13 protein-coding genes and 1 pseudogene are annotated in these 17,943 nt (G+C 53.3%); 5 read left to right on the forward strand and 9 right to left on the reverse strand.

Translation table 11 applies throughout. The features are described 5' to 3' along the window. Together BY447_RS20280 and BY447_RS20285 are read right to left on the reverse strand one after the other, a co-directional pair. Complete coding sequence (locus BY447_RS20280) at positions 1-1,350, reverse strand: carbohydrate ABC transporter permease (protein ID WP_416376693.1); 1,350 nt, start codon at positions 1,348-1,350, stop codon at positions 1-3. After that, a complete protein-coding gene (locus tag BY447_RS20285; protein WP_110332026.1) occupies positions 1,350-2,570 on the reverse strand; it encodes an extracellular solute-binding protein in 1,221 nt (406 codons plus the stop codon). The genes BY447_RS20280 and BY447_RS20285 overlap by 1 nt, the downstream gene beginning before the upstream one ends. Positions 2,571-2,893: 323 nt before the next feature. Here BY447_RS20285 and BY447_RS20290 point away from each other — a divergent pair, with 323 nt between their 5' ends. Beyond that, a complete protein-coding gene (locus tag BY447_RS20290) occupies positions 2,894-4,012 on the forward strand; it encodes an ABC transporter ATP-binding protein (protein ID WP_110332283.1) in 1,119 nt (372 codons plus the stop codon). A 243-nt stretch (positions 4,013-4,255) separates the two neighbouring features. Here the strand turns inward: BY447_RS20290 and BY447_RS20295 are convergent, their stop codons facing one another. Both BY447_RS20295 and BY447_RS20300 read right to left on the reverse strand, forming a co-directional pair. Next, the gene (locus tag BY447_RS20295; RefSeq protein WP_110332027.1) at positions 4,256-4,813 is read right to left on the reverse strand and encodes a hypothetical protein; all 558 of its coding nucleotides are present in this window, start codon (positions 4,811-4,813) and stop codon (positions 4,256-4,258) included. A 101-nt stretch (positions 4,814-4,914) separates the two neighbouring features. Beyond that, positions 4,915-5,799: a LysR family transcriptional regulator gene (locus tag BY447_RS20300; RefSeq protein WP_199226958.1), complete on the reverse strand. Its 885-nt coding sequence runs from the start codon at positions 5,797-5,799 to the stop codon at positions 4,915-4,917. A 110-nt stretch (positions 5,800-5,909) separates the two neighbouring features. Between BY447_RS20300 and gstA the strand changes: the two genes are divergently transcribed. Continuing rightward, on the forward strand, positions 5,910-6,515 hold the full coding sequence (gene gstA, locus BY447_RS20305) for a glutathione transferase GstA (protein WP_110332029.1): 606 nt from the start codon (positions 5,910-5,912) through the stop codon (positions 6,513-6,515). Between the two features lie 137 nt (positions 6,516-6,652). Here gstA and BY447_RS20310 read toward each other — a convergent pair whose 3' ends face one another. Continuing rightward, the gene (locus BY447_RS20310) at positions 6,653-6,964 is read right to left on the reverse strand and encodes a cupin (RefSeq protein WP_110332030.1); all 312 of its coding nucleotides are present in this window, start codon (positions 6,962-6,964) and stop codon (positions 6,653-6,655) included. A 118-nt stretch (positions 6,965-7,082) separates the two neighbouring features. Between BY447_RS20310 and BY447_RS20315 the strand changes: the two are divergent. Further along, a pseudogene (locus BY447_RS20315) lies at positions 7,083-11,936 on the forward strand (GH36-type glycosyl hydrolase domain-containing protein); the annotation flags it as partial. A gap of 209 nt (positions 11,937-12,145) precedes the next feature. After that, positions 12,146-12,571 carry a fosfomycin resistance glutathione transferase gene (gene fos, locus BY447_RS20320; protein WP_110332031.1) on the forward strand — a complete coding sequence of 142 codons (426 nt, stop codon included), beginning with the start codon at positions 12,146-12,148 and terminating at the stop codon, positions 12,569-12,571. 607 nt (positions 12,572-13,178) lie between these two features. Here fos and BY447_RS20325 read toward each other — a convergent pair. Genes BY447_RS20325 through BY447_RS20340 form a run of 4 tightly spaced genes read right to left on the reverse strand, consistent with a single transcriptional unit; the run spans position 13,179 to position 17,140 of the window. After that, entirely contained in the window at positions 13,179-14,489 is a 1,311-nt protein-coding gene (locus tag BY447_RS20325) for an MFS transporter (protein ID WP_110332032.1), read from the reverse strand. After that, positions 14,482-15,117 (reverse strand): DUF4286 family protein, encoded by a 636-nt coding sequence (locus BY447_RS20330; protein WP_013196059.1) that lies wholly within the window; start codon positions 15,115-15,117, stop codon positions 14,482-14,484. The genes BY447_RS20325 and BY447_RS20330 overlap by 8 nt, the downstream gene beginning before the upstream one ends. Then, a complete protein-coding gene (locus BY447_RS20335) occupies positions 15,117-16,448 on the reverse strand; it encodes an amidase (RefSeq protein ID WP_110332033.1) in 1,332 nt (443 codons plus the stop codon). Before BY447_RS20335 ends, BY447_RS20330 begins: the two co-directional genes overlap by 1 nt. 11 nt (positions 16,449-16,459) lie before the next feature. Continuing rightward, on the reverse strand, positions 16,460-17,140 hold the full coding sequence (locus BY447_RS20340; RefSeq protein ID WP_110332034.1) for a DUF2848 domain-containing protein: 681 nt from the start codon (positions 17,138-17,140) through the stop codon (positions 16,460-16,462). Between the two features lie 113 nt (positions 17,141-17,253). Here BY447_RS20340 and BY447_RS20345 point away from each other — a divergent pair, with 113 nt between their 5' ends. Next, positions 17,254-17,928, forward strand: a complete 675-nt coding sequence (locus BY447_RS20345; protein WP_013196056.1) for a GntR family transcriptional regulator — start codon at positions 17,254-17,256, stop codon at positions 17,926-17,928. The last annotated feature ends 15 nt before the right edge of the window (positions 17,929-17,943 follow it).

The following is a 17,943-nucleotide window of genomic DNA, read 5'->3' on the forward strand; positions in this document are numbered from 1 at the left end:
TTACGCCATCTCATCTTGTTTAAACGACCGGGTCGCGCGGAACTGCCACAGCGCCAGACCTACCACGAAAATCGACAGCAGAATGGTGATCGTGGCGGCGATAGCATATTGCGACGACGACATGGTGAGCTTGTAGATCCATGACACCAGGATATCCGTGCCCCCGGCATTCGATCCCGCCACCGCCGGACCGCCGTTGTTAAACAGATAAATGATGTTGAAATTGTTAAAGTTGAAGGTGTATTGCGTGATAATGATCGGCGCAATGGCGTAGAGCACCAGCGGCAGCGTGATGGTTTTCAGCCGCGTCCAGGCGCTGGCGCCATCCATGATTGCTGCCTCATAGAGGTCGTCCGGGATCGCCTGCAGCACCCCGGTGGTCATCGCAAAGACAAACGGGAAGCCGAGCCAGGTCTGCATCATAATCAGCGCGGTTTTGGTCCAGAACGGATCGGTCATCCAGGCTTTCGGTGCAATGCCAAAGAAGTCGAGAATCGCGTTGTTGATCACCCCAAAGCTGTCGTTGAACATCCCGGCAAACACCAGAATGGTGACAAAACCCGGCACCGCCCACGGCAGGATAAAGATGGTGCGGATCAGCGGTTTAAAGCGCAGGTCTTTCTGATTGACCAGAATCGCCAGCATCACGCCGACGGTGCACTGCAGCGTGGTCGCCAGCAGCGTCCAGACCACCGTCCACTGCAGCACATCGAAGAAGGTGGAGCGCCAGATCGACAGCGTGAAAATGTTGATGAAGTTTTTGAATCCTACCCAGTCCACCAGTTTCGCCGGCGGCGTGTGATAGAGGTTGTAGTTAGTGAAGGCGATGGCAAAACCAAACAGAATCGGAAACACCACCACGAAAACCAGCAGAATAAAGCCTGGCGAAATCATCAGGTAGGGGAAGCCGTCGCGCAGCAGCAGCTGATACTGCTGGCGCACGCTGTTAAGCGGTTGCCCCCTGTCGCGTTTAACACCATTGACCCAGGCATCGCGCACCGACAATCCCCAGGCCGCCACGCCGAAGGCGGCGATCAGCACGCTGATAATTCCCTCCGCCAGCAGGAAAATGGAGTTATCGCGCGGCACCGATTCACCCAGCGTGTATAGCCCCCGGAATCCTTCACGCAGAAAATCGTGGAAGACGCCGGTAAAACTGCTGAGCAGAATCAGAAAGCACAGGCCTTTCGCCCACTGGCGGTGATAAAACTGGCCGAAGCCAGGCAGCAGTGCCAGCAACGCACCGGTCGTCGCATGACGACGCGGACGCTTAGCGGTCACCAGATGTTCATCGGAAGATATAGCCACACTCTGATCCTTATCCTGTACGGTTATCCCGTGAACCGGCATTACTGGTTGCTGGCCTGCATCGCTTCAATCTGCATGGTGATCTGTTTCACCGCGTTATCCAGCGCCGCTTTTGGCTCCTGCTTGCCGGAAACGCTCAGCTCCAGCGCCGCATTGGCCGGGCCCCACACTTCCTGCATCTCTGGCACACCCGGCATGGCCGAGGCTCGCGCCGCCTGTACTGCCACTGCGTTGGCTTTCTCATCATCTTTGATAATCGGATCGTTCATCAGCGCAATAACCGGTGGGATCTCCTGGGTTTTCTGATAACGCGCTTTCACGTACTGCGGCTGGTTGATAAAGGTAAGGAACTTCTGTGCCAGCACCTGATTTTTGCTCCAGGTCGATACCACATAGCCTTTAACGCCCAGGAAGGAGCTCATCGGCTTGCCATTTGGCAGCAGCGGCAGGGGTGCCACGCCAAAGTTGATCCCGGCCGCCTGATAAGGCTGGAACGCCCACGGCCCGTTGATCACCGCCGCCGCTTTCTTCTCGGTAAAAAGCGAGTCAATAGCGTTAAGGCCGTTGTCGCCCATGATGCCGCCAGGCAGCAATCCTTCGCTGAAGAAGCGCTTAAGGTACGTCACCGCCTCCACGCTGCCTGGGGTGTTCAGCCCGATATCCTGAGTGTTAATCCCGCCTTTTGCGTCTTTACAAAAAATGTAAGATCCCATTGGTGCCATCACGCCCCAGCTGTAGTAAATCTGGTCGAACTTCGCCAGCAGGCCATACTGTTTTGCCTCGCGCTGCTTCTGCGAGAACGCGCGATACTCATCCAGGGTTTTCAGCGGCGCGGGCAGCAGATCTTTGTTGTAGATCAGCACCAGGGTTTCAACTGCCTTAGGCACCCCGTAGACCACGTTATTCTGTGTGAACGCGGCCATCGCCGAAGGCGTATAAGCGCTCTGCTCTGACGCATCGATTTTCAGCGGAGCCAGCAAGCCCTGCACCACCGCACTGCCGAGCTGGTCGTTGGGGATCACCAGCACATCCGGGCCGATACCTGCCGGACCATCCAGACGCAGCTTCTCAATCTGCTGCGCAAAGGGCATCTCCTGCACTTTCACTTCAACGCCGTACTGTTTCTGAAAATCGGCGATCGCCGTTTTGATGCCGTCCGATTTTTTAATGTCTTCCCAGACGGTGAGTTGCTGAGCGGCCCAGACGGATTGATTAAGCATCATGGCTGACAGAAGTAGCGTAACGCTGATTTTGATTTTCATTACCGGCCTCGTGTGAAGGTATGACATTTTAGCTGTCATTTACTGTTGTTCTTTTTTCAGACACATGCTGAACAGGGTTCATCGGTCATATAAAACGTGAATAACGTATCGCATTTTCGCCATACGCTACGCGGAATGCGTAACGTGCTCCAGCCCGTTCGCACCAATGTGTGATCGGTATTACAGAAATCAAAAACAGCGATAGGGTGTGCCCTGACGGAACGTTATAGTCAACGCAGGCACCATCAGGGCTGACGTGGAAAATGGCCAACTGTTATACGTCGTACATTTCAGCCGCCAAACTCTTTGCCATGAGGTTCAGCATGTCCAGCATCAGATTGAGAAATGTCACCAAACGCTTTGGTAAAACAGAAACGCTGAAAAATATCGCACTTGATATTGAAGCTGGTGAGTTTGCAGTATTCGTCGGTCCATCAGGCTGCGGAAAATCCACGCTATTGCGGCTGATTGCCGGGCTGGAAGAGATCAGTGACGGTGAGATTCTGATTGCCGATGAGGTGATGAATGATGTGGCACCTTCGCACCGGGGCGTGGCGATGGTGTTCCAGAGTTATGCACTCTATCCCCATATGACGGTGGCGGAGAATATCGGCTACGGCCTGAAAGTGAATGGGCTGCCCAAGGCGCAGATTCAGCATCAGGTGGAGATGGTGGCGAAGACGCTGCAGCTGGGACAGTTGCTGGATCGCAAACCTAAACAGCTTTCCGGCGGACAGCGTCAGCGTGTCGCCATTGGTCGCGCCATCGTGCGTAATCCCCGGGTATTTATGTTTGATGAGCCATTATCGAACCTGGATGCAGAGTTGCGCGTCGATATGCGTCTGCACATCGCTAAGCTTCACCAGGAGCTGAAAACCACCATGGTTTATGTGACGCACGATCAGACGGAAGCGATGACGCTGGCCGACAAGATTGTGGTGATGAACTACGGCAAGGTAGAGCAGGTCGGTTCGCCGATGGAACTCTATTACAATCCAATCAACCGATTTGTCGCGGGCTTTATCGGCTCCCCGAAGATGAACTTCCTGCCCGCGTGCGTGGAGCAGTGTAGCCCTGGCGGGCTGGTCGCCCTGATCAATGACGGCGAACACCGGCTGCAACTCCCCTCCCCCATCCGCCAGCTGCAGCCAGGAGATGAGATCACCCTGGGTATCCGACCGGAACAGTTGCAGATCAACGGCGATGCGCCTCTGAATATCGACTTCCACTGCGAGGTCGTCGAACGGCTCGGCAACAATACTTATCTGTTTGGACAGAGCCACGGCCACGACGGCTTTAAGATGCTGCTGCCGGGCGATGTGCATTTCCGCCCTTATCAGACGCTGCGGCCCAGCTTCCATCCGCATCACTGCATAGTGTTTGATGCCGACGGCGCACGTATCAGCGCAGATATTGCGATGCCGCAGGTGCGCGCGGCCTGAAGTGAGTGTCTGGAGGAATGTAACAAGAGGCCGGAAACGGCCTCACACTGCTGACAAACTTAAATAAGGCTGAATCTGACAGCAACGAATAACTTATTTGCGCAGGGAACACGGGCAGAATAGGAAAGCGTCCCGCGCCATGGACGGCGCGGGCCGAGCGGCCAGGGATTGGCTCAAGCGACTTTCCGATCTGACCGTGTTCCCTTCGCAGGCTCCGTCTTACCGCTAACCAAGCTTATCGGCTTATTTGCCCAGAATATTGTTAACCGCTTTCAGGTGGCCAGCCTTGTCTTTGTGATTTGAAACCACCTGGATAACGGTGAATTTCTTGTTGGCGACCGCCAGCAGAGTAGCCTGCTGCACATCGTTGCCACCCATCTTGTCAGTGGCTTCGATATGATAGACCGGCAGACCATTGGCATTTTCGGTTTTCTCACTAATCACTTTGTAAGAAGGTGAGGCCTGCTTCTGCTTGTCTTTGATCGACTTCATGCCGTTAAGAAAATCAGCGTCACTGGCGCCACGGGCAATCACCGGGATCTCTTCTTCGCCAATGATCAACACGCGTTTTTCCTGCTTGTTGACATACATAGTACCTGGTCCGCCGCCCGGAACAGACTGCTTTTCATAGCCCTGCAGAGTGAAAGTCTGTTTGCCATCCAGCAGAGAGAGCGTCTGAGTCTGCGGATTTGCGGCTTGTGCTGTTTTCGCTTCGGCTGCCGATGCAATCATCGGAGCGCTGCCAAGAGCAGCAGTCAGGCAGACTGCAGCCATAATGTTTAATGATTGACGTAATTTCACCGTGAACTCCTTTGTGTAGTGGATATTTCCATTTCACTGACACCACATCGGGTGTCGGCGAGGCAGAGGCGTTACTGAGGTTTAGTTCTTCTACGGCCGGGTCACGAAGCCGCTTCCTTACTCAGCCTTTTGCGCATAGCTTTAAGCAGTGCCTGCGTCACCTCAGAAGCCTTTCCTGAGGGCGAACAGACCAGCCCGAACTCACGGTGTATCGCAGGGGTTATCGGCACGACAGACAGGCCTCGCCGCTCTGCCGGCAGGGCTGATTCGGGTACCAGCGCAATACCCATGTTCTCACGTACCAGCATGCAGGCGCTGATCCAGTCGCGAACTTTTATGCGCACGTCGGAGAGCTGGAATCCCGCCTGTTCGATCAGGCTTTTGCCATTCACCACGCACCCGCCTGTTGCCAGCACAAAGGGCTGATCTGCCAGTGCCTGCAATGTTATCCCGTTTGCGCCAGACTGCGGGTAGCTGACGGGCATCACCGCGACCCATGCGTCCCGGCCTAATATCACATCTGTACGTCCGGGCGCGGGATTCATCACCACTCCCAGCTCAACGGTGTCTGCTGCGAGCCACTCCTCAACTTCCTCGTCTGTTCCTTCAAGCACCACAACCTCGATGCCCGGATAGAGACGCCTGACGTTCCGCAACAGGCCAGGCAGAAGTGTGGAGGTCACAGAGGGAAAGCTGGCAAGCCTGATACGCCCGCCCTGTAACCCCCGACTCTCATCAGCAAGCTCACGGATCGCATTGAGCTGCACCAGCATTGTTCGCGCATGTTCAATCACCTGTTCACCCAGCGCGGTGACACTGATGTGCCGACGCTCACGCACAAACACCGGGAACCCGAGTGACGACTCCAGCTGGGCAATCGCCTGGCTGGCAGCGGACTGGGTCATGCCTGTCGCTTCAGCGGCACGTGAGATGTTTCGGACGTCGGCCACGGCCACCATCAGGCGCCAGTGCACAAGATTCATCATCTTTATCAGTAGCTCGGCTAATAGTTGACTTATGAATCATTAATTTTACAGCAGCATTCAGGTTAAACATAGTATGTCGAGGAACAGCACTCATTCTTAACGGAGAACCGATGAAACTTTACTACGCCCCGTCTACCTGCTCGCTTTCACCTCACATCGTGCTGCGCGAGCTGGCACTGGAGTTTGAACTGATCAGAGTCAATAACAGGAGCAAACTCACCGCTGACGGTCGCGATTTTCGCCTCATTAATCCTAAAGGCTATGTCGCTGCGCTGGAGTTGGATGATGGTCAGATACTGACTGAAGGGCCTGCGATTGTGCAGTATCTTGCCGATCTGATGCCACAAAGCGGGCTGGCACCACCAGCAGGAAGCTGGGAGCGGGTTCGGCTGCAGGAGTGGCTTAACTTCATCAGCAGCGAAATCCACGCGCGGTCCGCGCTCTTGTTCAATACGACACTTCCGGACGCTGTTCTGGCAATCTTTCGTGAGAAGCTCTTTAAACGATTCGACTATTTGCAGGAGGTGCTGACGGATAAAACGTATCTGATGGGGGCGTCATTCAGCGTTGCCGATACTTACCTTTTTACCGTACTGGGCTGGTGCAAGTACTTCAATATTGAACTCGATCGCTGGTCTGCGCTGGTGGCTTACAGGGCAGCGATCAATACGCGCCCTGCTGTTCAGGCAGCCTTACTGGCAGAGACGTTACAATAAATCCGGCATCGTTTTCGCCATAATGGGATACATAGCAGGTCTGATCTGCTCAGATGCTTACATCTTGCCTACAGGGCGCCTGATAGACAAAGCGGACACTGACATCCGGCTTTGCCGGCTAACGGAGCAGACCTTAATCAAACGGAACCCTCTTTTTCAATGACCAGCACGCGGGAGACACCTTGCGGACGCGCAATATGTTCTGTCCCTTCGCTGGCATAGAAAATATCACCTGTGTTGAGTGTCCTGCTTTTGATCTCACCGTTTTCTTTGTATTGCATCTCAACACAACCATCCATGACAGCAAAAACCTCCTGTCCGTCATTGATGTGCCATTTATAGGGCTGATCGGTCCAGTGAAGTTTCACGCTGATATTGTCGAAGCTGGCAATGTGTTGAGCATCCCAGGCTTTTGAGCCGGTAAATGCTTTACTGCGATAAAAGTTCATCTTTTCTCTCTCACAAACGTGATTTAACGTCATGAATAGCAGAGAGCGTTGATGGGTTCTACACGCTTGCCGTATGTTGTCCTGATTTGTCCCTGGGTTGTCCGTGACGTCTGATACGCAGTCATTGCCTGCGCTGATTGAACTGGCAGGCGCGGCAACAATTGATGGCGTCCCTCTTCCGACCGCTGTAATAAGCCAGGCCAGGCTACGGCTGAACATTATCAGCGAACTTGAGCAACGACTGGCTGACCATGCACGAATGGATTTTGCATTTCTCTACAATAGTGCGACCAGTATGCTGAGTGTGGGTTACAACTGCGAAACCAACGCGCTGGACAAAAGCCATTACGATCTTCTTCCCTCTGAAATCCGCCTGACCAGTTTTGTTGCTATTGCGACAAATCAGCTATCGATTAAAAGCTGGTATGCACTCGGCCGCCTGTTTACCACCATAGATCGGGAGACCGCCCTGATGTCATGGAGCGGTTCAATGTTTGAATATCTGATGCCGAATCTGGTGATGCCGACATGGCACGGCAGCCTGCTGGATACGATGAGCAAATCCGCGGTGATACGGCAGATAGATTGGGGTAAAGAGCGTGGTGTGCCATGGGGTGTCTCCGAATCTGGCTATCATGCGTTTGATGTCCAACACAATTATCAGTATCAGGCATTTGGCGTACCCGGTCTGGGTCTTCGGCGTGGACTCGCTGACGATATGGTTGTTGCGCCATATGCCACCCTGCTGGCGTTATTGGTTGCCCCGCAGAAAGCCTGTGAAAATCTGTTCACTCTGGAGAAAAACGGCGCGCACGGTGAATATGGGTTTTATGAAGCGCTGGACTATACGCCATCGCGTCTGGCATCCGGTCAGCTTTTTTTAGTCGTACAGTCCTGGATGGCGCACCATCAGGGTATGGCCTTCCAGGCGCTGGGGCATCTGCTGCTTGATGCGCCAATGGCCACGCGATTCATGTCAAGTCCCGCTTTCAGAACGGCCAGTCTACTGTTGCAGGAGCGCGTACCTGATGCAGTCGAGCTCTATAGTCCGCGTCGTCATTTTGAGTCCCATGAAGGAAGGGTTAAGCCGGTACGCTATGAACCACGCATTTTCACCGGAGCGGACAGCCCGACCCCGGAAATACAATTACTTTCCAATGGACATTATCATCTGATGATAACAACCGGCGGTGGTGGTTATAGTCGCTGGAAAAACATTGCGCTCACGCGCTGGCGCAGCGATACCACTCGTGATAATTGGGGAACATTCTGCTATATCCGCGATCCACTGACCAGCGAGGTATGGAGTACTACCTGGCAACCTACGGGTAGTAAGGCGGATATCAGCAATGATGAAATTATTTTTACCGATGCGGGCGCTGAATTCAGACGCGTGCTCGGATCGATTAGCGTTAAAACTCAGGTTGTCGTTTCCCCGGAAGATGACATTGAGCTACGTCGTGTCACTCTGATGCATCATGGTCGAACAACGCGGACGTTAGAACTGACGACCTATGCTGAAGTGGTGCTGGCACCGGACGCCAGCGATCAGGCGCACCCTGCATTCAGCAACCTGTTTATCCAGACTGAGATAGATCCCACGCGGGATGCCATCCTGTGCCATCGACGTTCACGCTCACCGGATGAACAAAGCCCGTACCTGTTTCATATGATGGTGGTACAGGGTGATTGTTCCAGAAACGTATCGTTTGAAACTGACAGGGCCAGATTTCTTGGTCGTGGAAGAAGTCCGGCAGATGCTCTGGCGGTAAACACAGACGGGCCGCTCAGCAACACTTTCGGGGCCGTGCTGGATCCAATACTGTCGATATCTCACGCGATCAGACTCCAGCCCGGACAACCTGTCACCATTGATATCGTGTATGGCATCAGTGAAAACCGTCAGCAAAGTCTCGAATTAATGGAAAAATATCGCGACCATCCTATCGCCAATCGCGTTTTTGAACTGGCCTGGTCTCACAGTCTGGTCGTGTTACGGCAGATGAATGCCAGTGAAGGGGACGCAACCTTATTTAACCGCCTCGCCAGCGCAGTTCTTTATCCCGGCCAGGAATTACGCAGTGACCAACAGGCTATCAGTCGTAACCGGCGTGGTCAGTCTGGCCTGTGGGGCTGGGGTATTTCAGGCGATTTGCCGATTGTTCTGCTTACCCTCACCAGCGAGGAAAGAATCGCCTCCGTTGCCACACTGATCCAGGCGCATCGATATTGGCGAATGAAAGGGCTGGAAGTGGATCTCGTGATTCTGAATAACAGTGCCGGTGGCTACCAACAGGTGTTACAGACACAGATTATGGATTCAATCTACGCGGGTTCAGAAGCCAGCCTGTTGGATAAACCCGGTGGAATTTTTGTACGAAACGGCGAACATTTAACTGCCGAGGATAAGCTGTTGCTGATGAGCGTGGCCTGCCTGAGTCTGGATGATCGTGCTGACAGCATTAAAGAACAACTTAACCAACGCACTGGCGCGACAAATATCATCGCCAGGCCTTTTGTGCCGGAGATAATACCCGGTAACAATCACCATACCGACTGGATACCGGATACGGGTTCGTTACGTCATTTCAATGGATACGGTGGATTTTCTCAGGATGGCCGGGAGTATCAGATCCGCTTAAGAGAGAATGAACCGACGCCAGCGCCCTGGTCAAACGTACTGGCAAACGACAATTTTGGCAGTGTAATTTCGGAAGCCGGACAGGCCTATAGCTGGTTTGAAAATGCCCATGAATACCGTTTAACGCCCTGGGAAAACGATCCGGTGAGTGACCGAAGCGGCGAAGCGTTTTATCTGCGCGATGAAGAGAGCGGTGCGTGCTGGTCACCCATGATCTTGCCCATACGCGGGAAAGGCGACTATCTTACTCGCCATGGTTTTGGTTACAGCGTCTTCGCCCACCGTGAAAACGGGATAGACAGTGAACTGACGATACTGGTAGCCGAACAGGCCCCGGTTAAACTTGCGATCCTGAAGCTCAGTAACCATTCGGGCCGGACGCGTAAATTAGCTGTCACCGGCTACGTGGAGTGGACACTTGGGGCAACGCGTGCACACTCTGCCGCGCATATCATTACGCATTCGCACACTCTGTCTGCCGGTAATGCGGTAATGGCAAATAACTTTTATGGTTCTGACGGCAGTGAACGCACCGCTTTTTTCGCCGTCAATGATCCCCTGAGCACGGTAACGGGTAACCGTCGTGAGTTTGTGGGGCGCAATGGCTCACTACACGCGCCAGCCGCCCTAACATTGCGCAGACTCTCAGGCCAGACGGGGGCCGGTTTTGATCCCTGTGCCGCGCTACAGTCGACAGCCACCCTTATCGATGGTGACCAGAAAATCTTTGTTTTTGTCCTCGGCGTGGCAGGCAACCTGGTTCAGGCTCAGGAGACGCTTGCCCATTTTCTGAATGAGGATAACGCACGCCAGTCACTGGACCAGATTCATCATTTCTGGCACAAAATTCTTGATAAAGTCGTGGTTCAGACACCCGATAGCAGTGTTGATTTGCTGGTGAACGGCTGGTTACTCTACCAGACGATAGCCTGCCGCATTATGGCGCGCAGCGGGTATTACCAGTCCGGCGGTGCATTTGGTTTTCGCGACCAGCTGCAGGATACACTGGCGCTGAGCCATGTTGCACCGGAGCGATTGCGCAGCCAGATCGTGCTCTGTGCCTCAAGGCAGTTCACTGAAGGGGATGTTCAGCACTGGTGGCATCCTCCGCTCGGCAATGGTGTGCGCACCCGCTGTTCGGATGACTACCTCTGGCTCCCGCTCGCAGTTTGTCACTATGTAGATATAACGGGGGATAGCGGCGTGCTTGAGCAGCACATTCCCTATCTCGAAGGCCGTCAGCTCAAGCCCGGCGAAGAGTCTGTTTACGATACTCCGGTTATAAGCCATATCGAAGAAACACTGTGGCAGCACTGCGTAAAAGCCGTTGAACGGGGATTACTCTTTGGCGAGCATGGTCTGCCGCTGATGGGGGCTGGCGACTGGAATGATGGTATGAATCTGGTTGGGATTGAAGGCAAAGGGGAAAGCGTCTGGCTCGGCTTTTTCCTCTACGATATTTTACAGCGTTTTGCGGCACTGGCTGAGCAGCGACAGGATGCCGACGTGGCTACATTATGCCATTCAGAAGCGTTGCGCTTGCAAAAAAACCTCGAATCTACGGCCTGGGATGGTGAATGGTACCTGCGCGGCTATTTTGACAATGGTGCGCCGTTGGGATCACGAGGGTCACAGGAGTGCTGTATTGATGCGATTGCTCAAAGCTGGTCCGTCCTGTCTGGCGCAGCTGATCCTGTACGTAGTGCCCAGGCAATGCAGTCGCTGGACAACTATCTGGTAGATGAAGATGCGGGCCTGATCAAACTGTTAACCCCCCCGTTTGATGGCCACGGGTCTGACCCGGGTTACATAAAGGGTTATCTGCCGGGCGTAAGGGAGAACGGCGGGCAGTACACGCATGGTGCAATCTGGGCTGTGATGGCGTTTGCGCGTATGGGGGAAAAATCGCGAGCCTGGCGACTTTGGTCAATGATCAACCCAATAAACCACACACTGCAACCTGAGGGCATCAACACGTACAAGGCAGAACCTTATGTTATGAGTGCCGATGTGTACAGTGTCCCCCCCCATATCGGGCGGGCTGGATGGAGCTGGTACACCGGTTCCGCGGGCTGGGCCTATCGTCTGGTGACTGAAGAGTTGCTCGGAATAAAACGTCACGGTGATACGCTTATCATCCATGCGCAGTTACCCGATGACTGGCCTTCATTTAGCATGACGTATCAACACAGACAGAGTCAGTATTGCATCACTATTTCGCGTGGTGAAAGTGAGTATCAGGTCACACTGGATGGCATCCAGTTGCCTGACGACAAGATTCATTTAGTGGATGATGCCCACAACCACAGGGTGGATATTATTCAGCGATAAGGAAAAGAGGCGGTTGCCATAAAACAGCAACAATACGTTTGAAAGACACAATAAAACTTTGCGCTGGAGACTGCGGGCAAAATCGGTATTGCGGTACATCGTCCGTTTAGTGCCAGAAGCAGACATTGCGAAGCGACTCTCATTCAACTGAGGGAAGTAAAGATTTATGGTAGCTTGTAACTTTCCTGGGCTTGCTTAAGAGACCGTAAATGCTTACTGGGCTGAACCATATAACAATCGCTGTAAACGACATTTCCAGAAGTTTTGATTTTTACGTGGAGACATTAGGTTTTACACCTAAGGCCAGATGGGCCTCTGGTGCTTACCTTTGTCTGGGTGATTTGTGGCTGTGTCTTTCTGCTGACGAGATTAGTCCTCGGCAGGATTACACTCACTATGCCTTCAGTATTCGAAGCAAAGATTTTGATGTGTTTGCTAATCACTCAAAATCATTTGGGATTAAGGAATGGAAATCGAACAAAAGTGAAGGAAAGTCCATTTACTTTCTGGATCCTGATGGGCACAAGCTGGAAATTCATGATGGGGATTTAAACAGTCGCCTTAGTGCATGTTTGAAGCATCCCTACAAAGATATGGTGTTTTTCAACGATATGGATGGAGCGGAACAAAAGTGATTTGATAACCCAGAAGATCGGCAAGGTTAATCCAGATGCTTTCCTGCTTCAGTGCATTCTAAAACTTTATGTCCGCTCCTCACTCATAGTGAATATTGGCTCGCGTGTTAGTCCGCTTTATCCCAGAAGCCGACATTCAAAAGAGCATGCTGTGGATGCCTTCCTGAAGAAACGACGCATGGTGTTTATTTACGCAGGGTGATTGACAACGCTAAAAAACAGCGCAGGAGAAAGCATAGACAGTATTCAGAAAAAGTTAAGAATTGCATGCTCCGGGCAAGTGGTTTGCCTTTGTAAATTGAGTAAGCTCGTTAGCGTTGTTCTGTCATCTCAGCGAGGGGCTTTTCCCTTTCAGAAAATCAGATGTCCCGTGATTTGATAGCCTGACATCCGTACGCTCTGTGCCAGCGGCAAACTTCTAAGCAGCGACCAGTCGTTCCCATAATTAAGTGATTAAACACATGAAAATCATGTTTTTACATAAGGTATATTTATGCGTTCTTGAATTCAGGCATAAAAATAAGGGCTGAATTCCACTTTCCCTTGTGAAGATAGAAAGATTTTTGCTGGGCTGAACAGATAAAGGCAATCCTTCGCCATGACAACCTTAATCCTGACGATGAGCAGTCTCTTTGGCTTTCCACAAAGCGAATAGCGTAATCGCCAATGCGAAACTGACGTACAAAGAAACCCACAGCGTACTGCCCGTCTCTTTAAATAACGTGGTGATGATCAGGGGCGCAAAACCACCGCCGACAATTCCCGCCAGAGTGTATGCCAGGGATGAACCCGCGTAACGCACATGACCAGGGAACTGCTCAGTGACAAACGCTGCCTGCGGTCCGTACATCATCGCGTGGATCAGCAAACCGCCAATCACCGCCAGCACGATCAGCACCGGATGCGAGCTATCGAGCAACACAAAGAACAGAAAAGACCAGACAACCGCCAGCAGCGCACCGGTAATGTAAATCGGGCGTCGCCCCCACTTATCTGAAAGCGCGCCAAACATCGGCACCGTGATCGCGTTAACTATTGCGCCTAGCATCGTAGCCATTAACGCCAGTGGACGCGGTAATTGCAGTACGGTGGTGACATAGGTCAGCGTAAAAACGACCACCAGCGCGTAAAGCACATCGGAGCCGATACGCGATCCACCGGCAATGAATAGCTGTTTCGGATAGTTTACGAAAACCTCTTTTAACGGCGTGTGCGTGGTTTTCTCTTGTTCCTGCATGGCGACAAAGGTTGGCGTCTCTTCCACACCGCGACGCAGCCACAGGCCAAAAATTACCAGTACCAGGCTTAGCAGGAAAGGAATGCGCCAGCCCCACGCCTGAAACTGATCGGCGCTCATCATGACCGTAACCAACGTAATAAAGCCAGTACCGATCAGCGTGCCGCAGGATGGGCCAACCTGCGCAAATGAGGCATTACGCCCGCGTTTGTTCGCGTCGCCATGCTCCATCGATAACAACACGGCCCCTGCCCATTCGCCGCCCAGCGCGATGCCCTGTACAAACCGCAGTGCGACTAACAGAACCGGGCTCCAGATGCCCCAGACCGCATAGCCCGGCAGCAAGCCCATTAACGCCGTGGTTACGCCCATAATCACCAGCGTGATGATCAACACCGCTTTGCGCCCCGCAACATCGCCAAGGTGGCCGAACACGAAGCCTCCTAGCGGACGTGAAATATAGCCCATCGCATAGGTTGAAAATGCCAGAATGGTTCCGACCAGCGGATCGAAGCTGGGGAAAAAGACATGGTTAAACACCAGCGCGGCCATGATGTTGTAAACGGTAAAATCGTACCACTCGAGCGCGGTGCCAATCGAACTGGCAGCAGCCAGACGCCCGGTCTTCGATTTGGTACGCACTGCGCCTGCCGCATGGTGCAGTGAATCGGTATCAGCCATGGGTCAGCTCCTGTTTTGTTAACTGCCAGTTGAGGGCATAACGCTGTATATCTCCCGCAAATGCCTGTGCCGCGGCAGCAGCCAGGCGATCGCAGCACAGTGCATCGCTGCAATGAATCAGCAGCATCGGCTGCATTTTCCGATGATCCTGGCTTTCTTTCGGTAATGGCGAACTCAGGACGCTGTCTGGCACCAGCACGCTGGAGGAGATGTAGCCCGGCGTCTGGCTTATTTGCTGCTGCCAGGCACTTAGCGCGCTGTCATTGATCGCTTGCAGCGTCAACACAGCTAACTGATTGCCCGTGCCTTTGCCATGCTTGTGCATTACTGCGCTCACCCGGCGCATGGGATTCACCATTTTTTGCAGATTCTCTACCGACCATGCCGTCTGGTGCGTGAATGCGGCGTGATAATCGGCGCTGGTAAAGGCTTCCAGCGAATCGGTTTCATATAAACCGAGATATTTACGATCAGCGTTTATGGCCTGATAGCGTGTACCGCTCAAGAATCCTGTAATTGCCACACGTTCCTCTACATGTTCATGGTCATACCACTGGTTAAAGTCAGCCTCATCTTCAGCGCCAATGTTGGTGGCGACATACAGCATGCCGTGGGGTTTAGTCATCATCAGGATCTCGGGTTAAGGGCAGTTTCCACAGCAAGCGACCAGCTGATCAGGCTGGCGTCATCACCATGAATCGAAGCAAGGCTCAGGCCAACCGGAGCAGAACCCGGTCGGTGGCAGGGTAAAGAAAGAGCACAGCCGTCCAGCATGTTGATAATGCTGGGGTTGCGCAGCATCGACGCGTTAATCTCCATATAGCGCTGCGCATCATTGAGTGACGCGATAGTGGGCGCGACAAGCGGAACAGTTGGCATCAGTAACGCATCAAAATCACTCAGCGCTGCGTTGATGCGTTGTTGCCAGGCAGCACGCTGCTGGTAAAGCTCAATGGCATCCTGTCCGGTGAGATGGCTGCCGCGCTGGATGCGCGCCAGCACCTGGGGATCGTAAGCTTCAGGTTGTGCCTGCACGGTTTTTTTATGCCATTGCCAGGCTTCATAAGCCGTGATGCCGCCACGCGCATTCATAGCGTTAAGCTCATCCAGCTCAGGCAACGTGATGTCGATAACTGTCGCACCCGCCTGCTTAAGAAGCGTGATGGCATGCTGCCAGGCCTGCGCGACATGCTGATCCAGACCATCCAGCACGCGCGTTTGCGGCACGGCAAAGCGCGCGTTACGCAGATCCAGCAACTGTAAATCCAGCGGCCGATCGGCAATGATGCTATCCAGCAACCAGCAGCTGCGCACGTCGTCCGCGATCACGCCGATGCTGTCGAGTGAGGTCGAAAGCGGTAACGTTCCTCTCTGGTTGATGCGCTCTGCCGTGGGTTTGAAGCCAGTCAGGCCACAGAGTGCAGCAGGGATTCGTACCGAACCGCCGGTATCGGTGCCAACGGCACCAAGGCACATGCCCTCAGCAACCGCAACGGCCGCGCCAGAGGATGATCCGCCGGGAATACGCTGCTGCTCGCGCTGCCACGGATTGACTGGCGTGCCGTAATGTGGATTGATGCCTAAGCCCGAAAAAGCGAACTCCGTCATAGTGGTTTTACCGACGATTGCGGCGCCCGCCAGCAGCAACTTATCGACGACGCTGGCATTAGCAACTGCCACTGGCGCATCGGCCAGTAAGCGTGAACCGGCCGTGGTCACCTCTCCCTGGACATCGAACAGATCTTTAATGCTGACAGGCAGTCCATCAATGGCACTTAACGCCTGCTTCGCCTGCCAGCGAGCATTTGCCGCGCTGCCCGAAGCTGCATAGCGTTGCGTGAACACCAATGAGCCCTGTTGTTCAGGATTTTGTGCGGCCTGCAACGCGGATTCAGTAAATGCTTCGGGCAAAGCATCACCGCTCTGCAACTGCTGACTGGCTTGCCAGAGTGTGGTCATCGGCAGTCTCCTTATGCCACCACCGGCAGCGCGCCGGTGGTGTAGGCGTGTTCCAGCGTGCGATTAAGCACCGGATCGTGCAGCGCCATGCGGAATTCGCTGGATGGCCGGATGCCGCCAATTGCGCCCAGCGTGCCGCAGGACATAGCAACGCCCTCTTCCGCGACACCGCCATTAAAATAGCGCGCGAGCAAGTCCTGTGGTGTCAGCAGTGATGCCAGCGTGCCCTGCTGATAAATGACCCATTTATCCTGCTCTTTGATCCATGAGCTGAGTTCAAGCACATCCCAGTGTTCGGTAACGTCGTTCATGCGCCACGCGACGCTGGCGACCGGCTTGATACACGCCTGCTTAGAGAGCGCAACGCTGAAGGTTTCCAGATGGCGGTCGGTATGATCAGACGTGAGTGAAACCCACAACTCGCCGCGATGCGAGAAGACGAATGGTTCGGCTTCGCCGGAGGTATGCTCGCCAACCACTTCAAGCTGTGATTGCTGGCTGAGTTGATTAACCGCAACCCGGTAAAAAAGTGGTACTGCACCGGGAGCGGGCACACCGAGCGCTTCTAATTCACGGATATGGTGCAACACGGCTTCCCTGTCGCGGCCGGCCCAGCCAGCAATAATGAAATGTGTAACGTCCACGTTCAGTGTGGCAGCGGCTTTGTCGCCCGTAGAGAATCGCAACTGCATAAGAAAACCTCCGGATTGAAATCACAGTGAAATTTCACAGTAATTTTAAACTAGCGATTTTCATGCCAGATTTTTGTGTAAGATGTCTCATAGGTAAAAAAAGGAACGTGGTGATGAGTGAATCAGTGGCGGAAAATGTGAACCCAGGCAGCGCAGATAAAAGCCTTTCTCTTAATGAACAAGCCTATCTGGCTTTCAGGCACAAACTCATTACGCTGCGTTATAAACCTGGTGAATACCTTAACACCGCTCAGGTGATGGACGATCTGGCGATAGGTCGTACACCGGTTAACCAGGCGGTTCATCGCCTCGCAACCGAAGGTCTACTGCAAATTATCCCGCGTAAAGGAGTAATGGTGGCGCCATTATCGATTGATGACGCGCTGGAGTTGATTGAAGTACGGCTGGTAAATGAAACGCTCTGTATTGAGCTTGGCAGCCAGAAGGTGACGGATACGCAGCTTCAGCATCTGCGTCATCTTAATCAGCAAATTGATGAGGCGAGCCAGTTACGCAGCCGTGAACAGATGATGCTGCTGGATCGCGAGTTTCATCAGGTATTGGCTGAGATTGCCGGTAATCGTCATCTTGCTGATATCCTTAGCGTGATTCATGCACAGGCGCAGCGCTTCTGGGCCACCACACTTTCCAACGTGGCGCATATGGATGAAGTGATCGCTGAACATAATGAAATCATTGCGGCGCTGGAATCAGGCGATACGCAACGCGCAGCTGAAGCCGCACGTGCGCATATTTTCTCATTTAAGCGCGCCTTACTTTCCGCTTAAAGGCCAGACCGCGTG

The organism is Pantoea sp. JKS000250, assembly GCF_003201065.1.
GTDB lineage: Bacteria > Pseudomonadota > Gammaproteobacteria > Enterobacterales > Enterobacteriaceae > Pantoea > Pantoea vagans.

Bases quoted from the DNA above. Each gene is read 5' to 3' on its own strand.
- BY447_RS20280 (WP_416376693.1), bottom strand. From the start codon at position 1,350: ATGCCGGTTCACGGGATAACCGTACAGGATAAGGATCAGAGTGTGGCT.
- BY447_RS20340 (WP_110332034.1), bottom strand. From the start codon at position 17,140: ATGCAGTTGCGATTCTCTACGGGCGACAAAGCCGCTGCCACACTGAAC.
- BY447_RS20325 (WP_110332032.1), bottom strand. From the start codon at position 14,489: ATGGCTGATACCGATTCACTGCACCATGCGGCAGGCGCAGTGCGTACC.
- BY447_RS20335 (WP_110332033.1), bottom strand. From the start codon at position 16,448: ATGACCACACTCTGGCAAGCCAGTCAGCAGTTGCAGAGCGGTGATGCT.
- BY447_RS20290 (WP_110332283.1), top strand. From the start codon at position 2,894: ATGTCCAGCATCAGATTGAGAAATGTCACCAAACGCTTTGGTAAAACA.
- gstA (WP_110332029.1), top strand. From the start codon at position 5,910: ATGAAACTTTACTACGCCCCGTCTACCTGCTCGCTTTCACCTCACATC.
- BY447_RS20330 (WP_013196059.1), bottom strand. From the start codon at position 15,117: ATGATGACTAAACCCCACGGCATGCTGTATGTCGCCACCAACATTGGC.
- BY447_RS20300 (WP_199226958.1), bottom strand. From the start codon at position 5,799: ATGATGAATCTTGTGCACTGGCGCCTGATGGTGGCCGTGGCCGACGTC.
- BY447_RS20345 (WP_013196056.1), top strand. From the start codon at position 17,254: ATGAGTGAATCAGTGGCGGAAAATGTGAACCCAGGCAGCGCAGATAAA.
- BY447_RS20310 (WP_110332030.1), bottom strand. From the start codon at position 6,964: ATGAACTTTTATCGCAGTAAAGCATTTACCGGCTCAAAAGCCTGGGAT.
- BY447_RS20285 (WP_110332026.1), bottom strand. From the start codon at position 2,570: ATGAAAATCAAAATCAGCGTTACGCTACTTCTGTCAGCCATGATGCTT.
- fos (WP_110332031.1), top strand. From the start codon at position 12,146: ATGCTTACTGGGCTGAACCATATAACAATCGCTGTAAACGACATTTCC.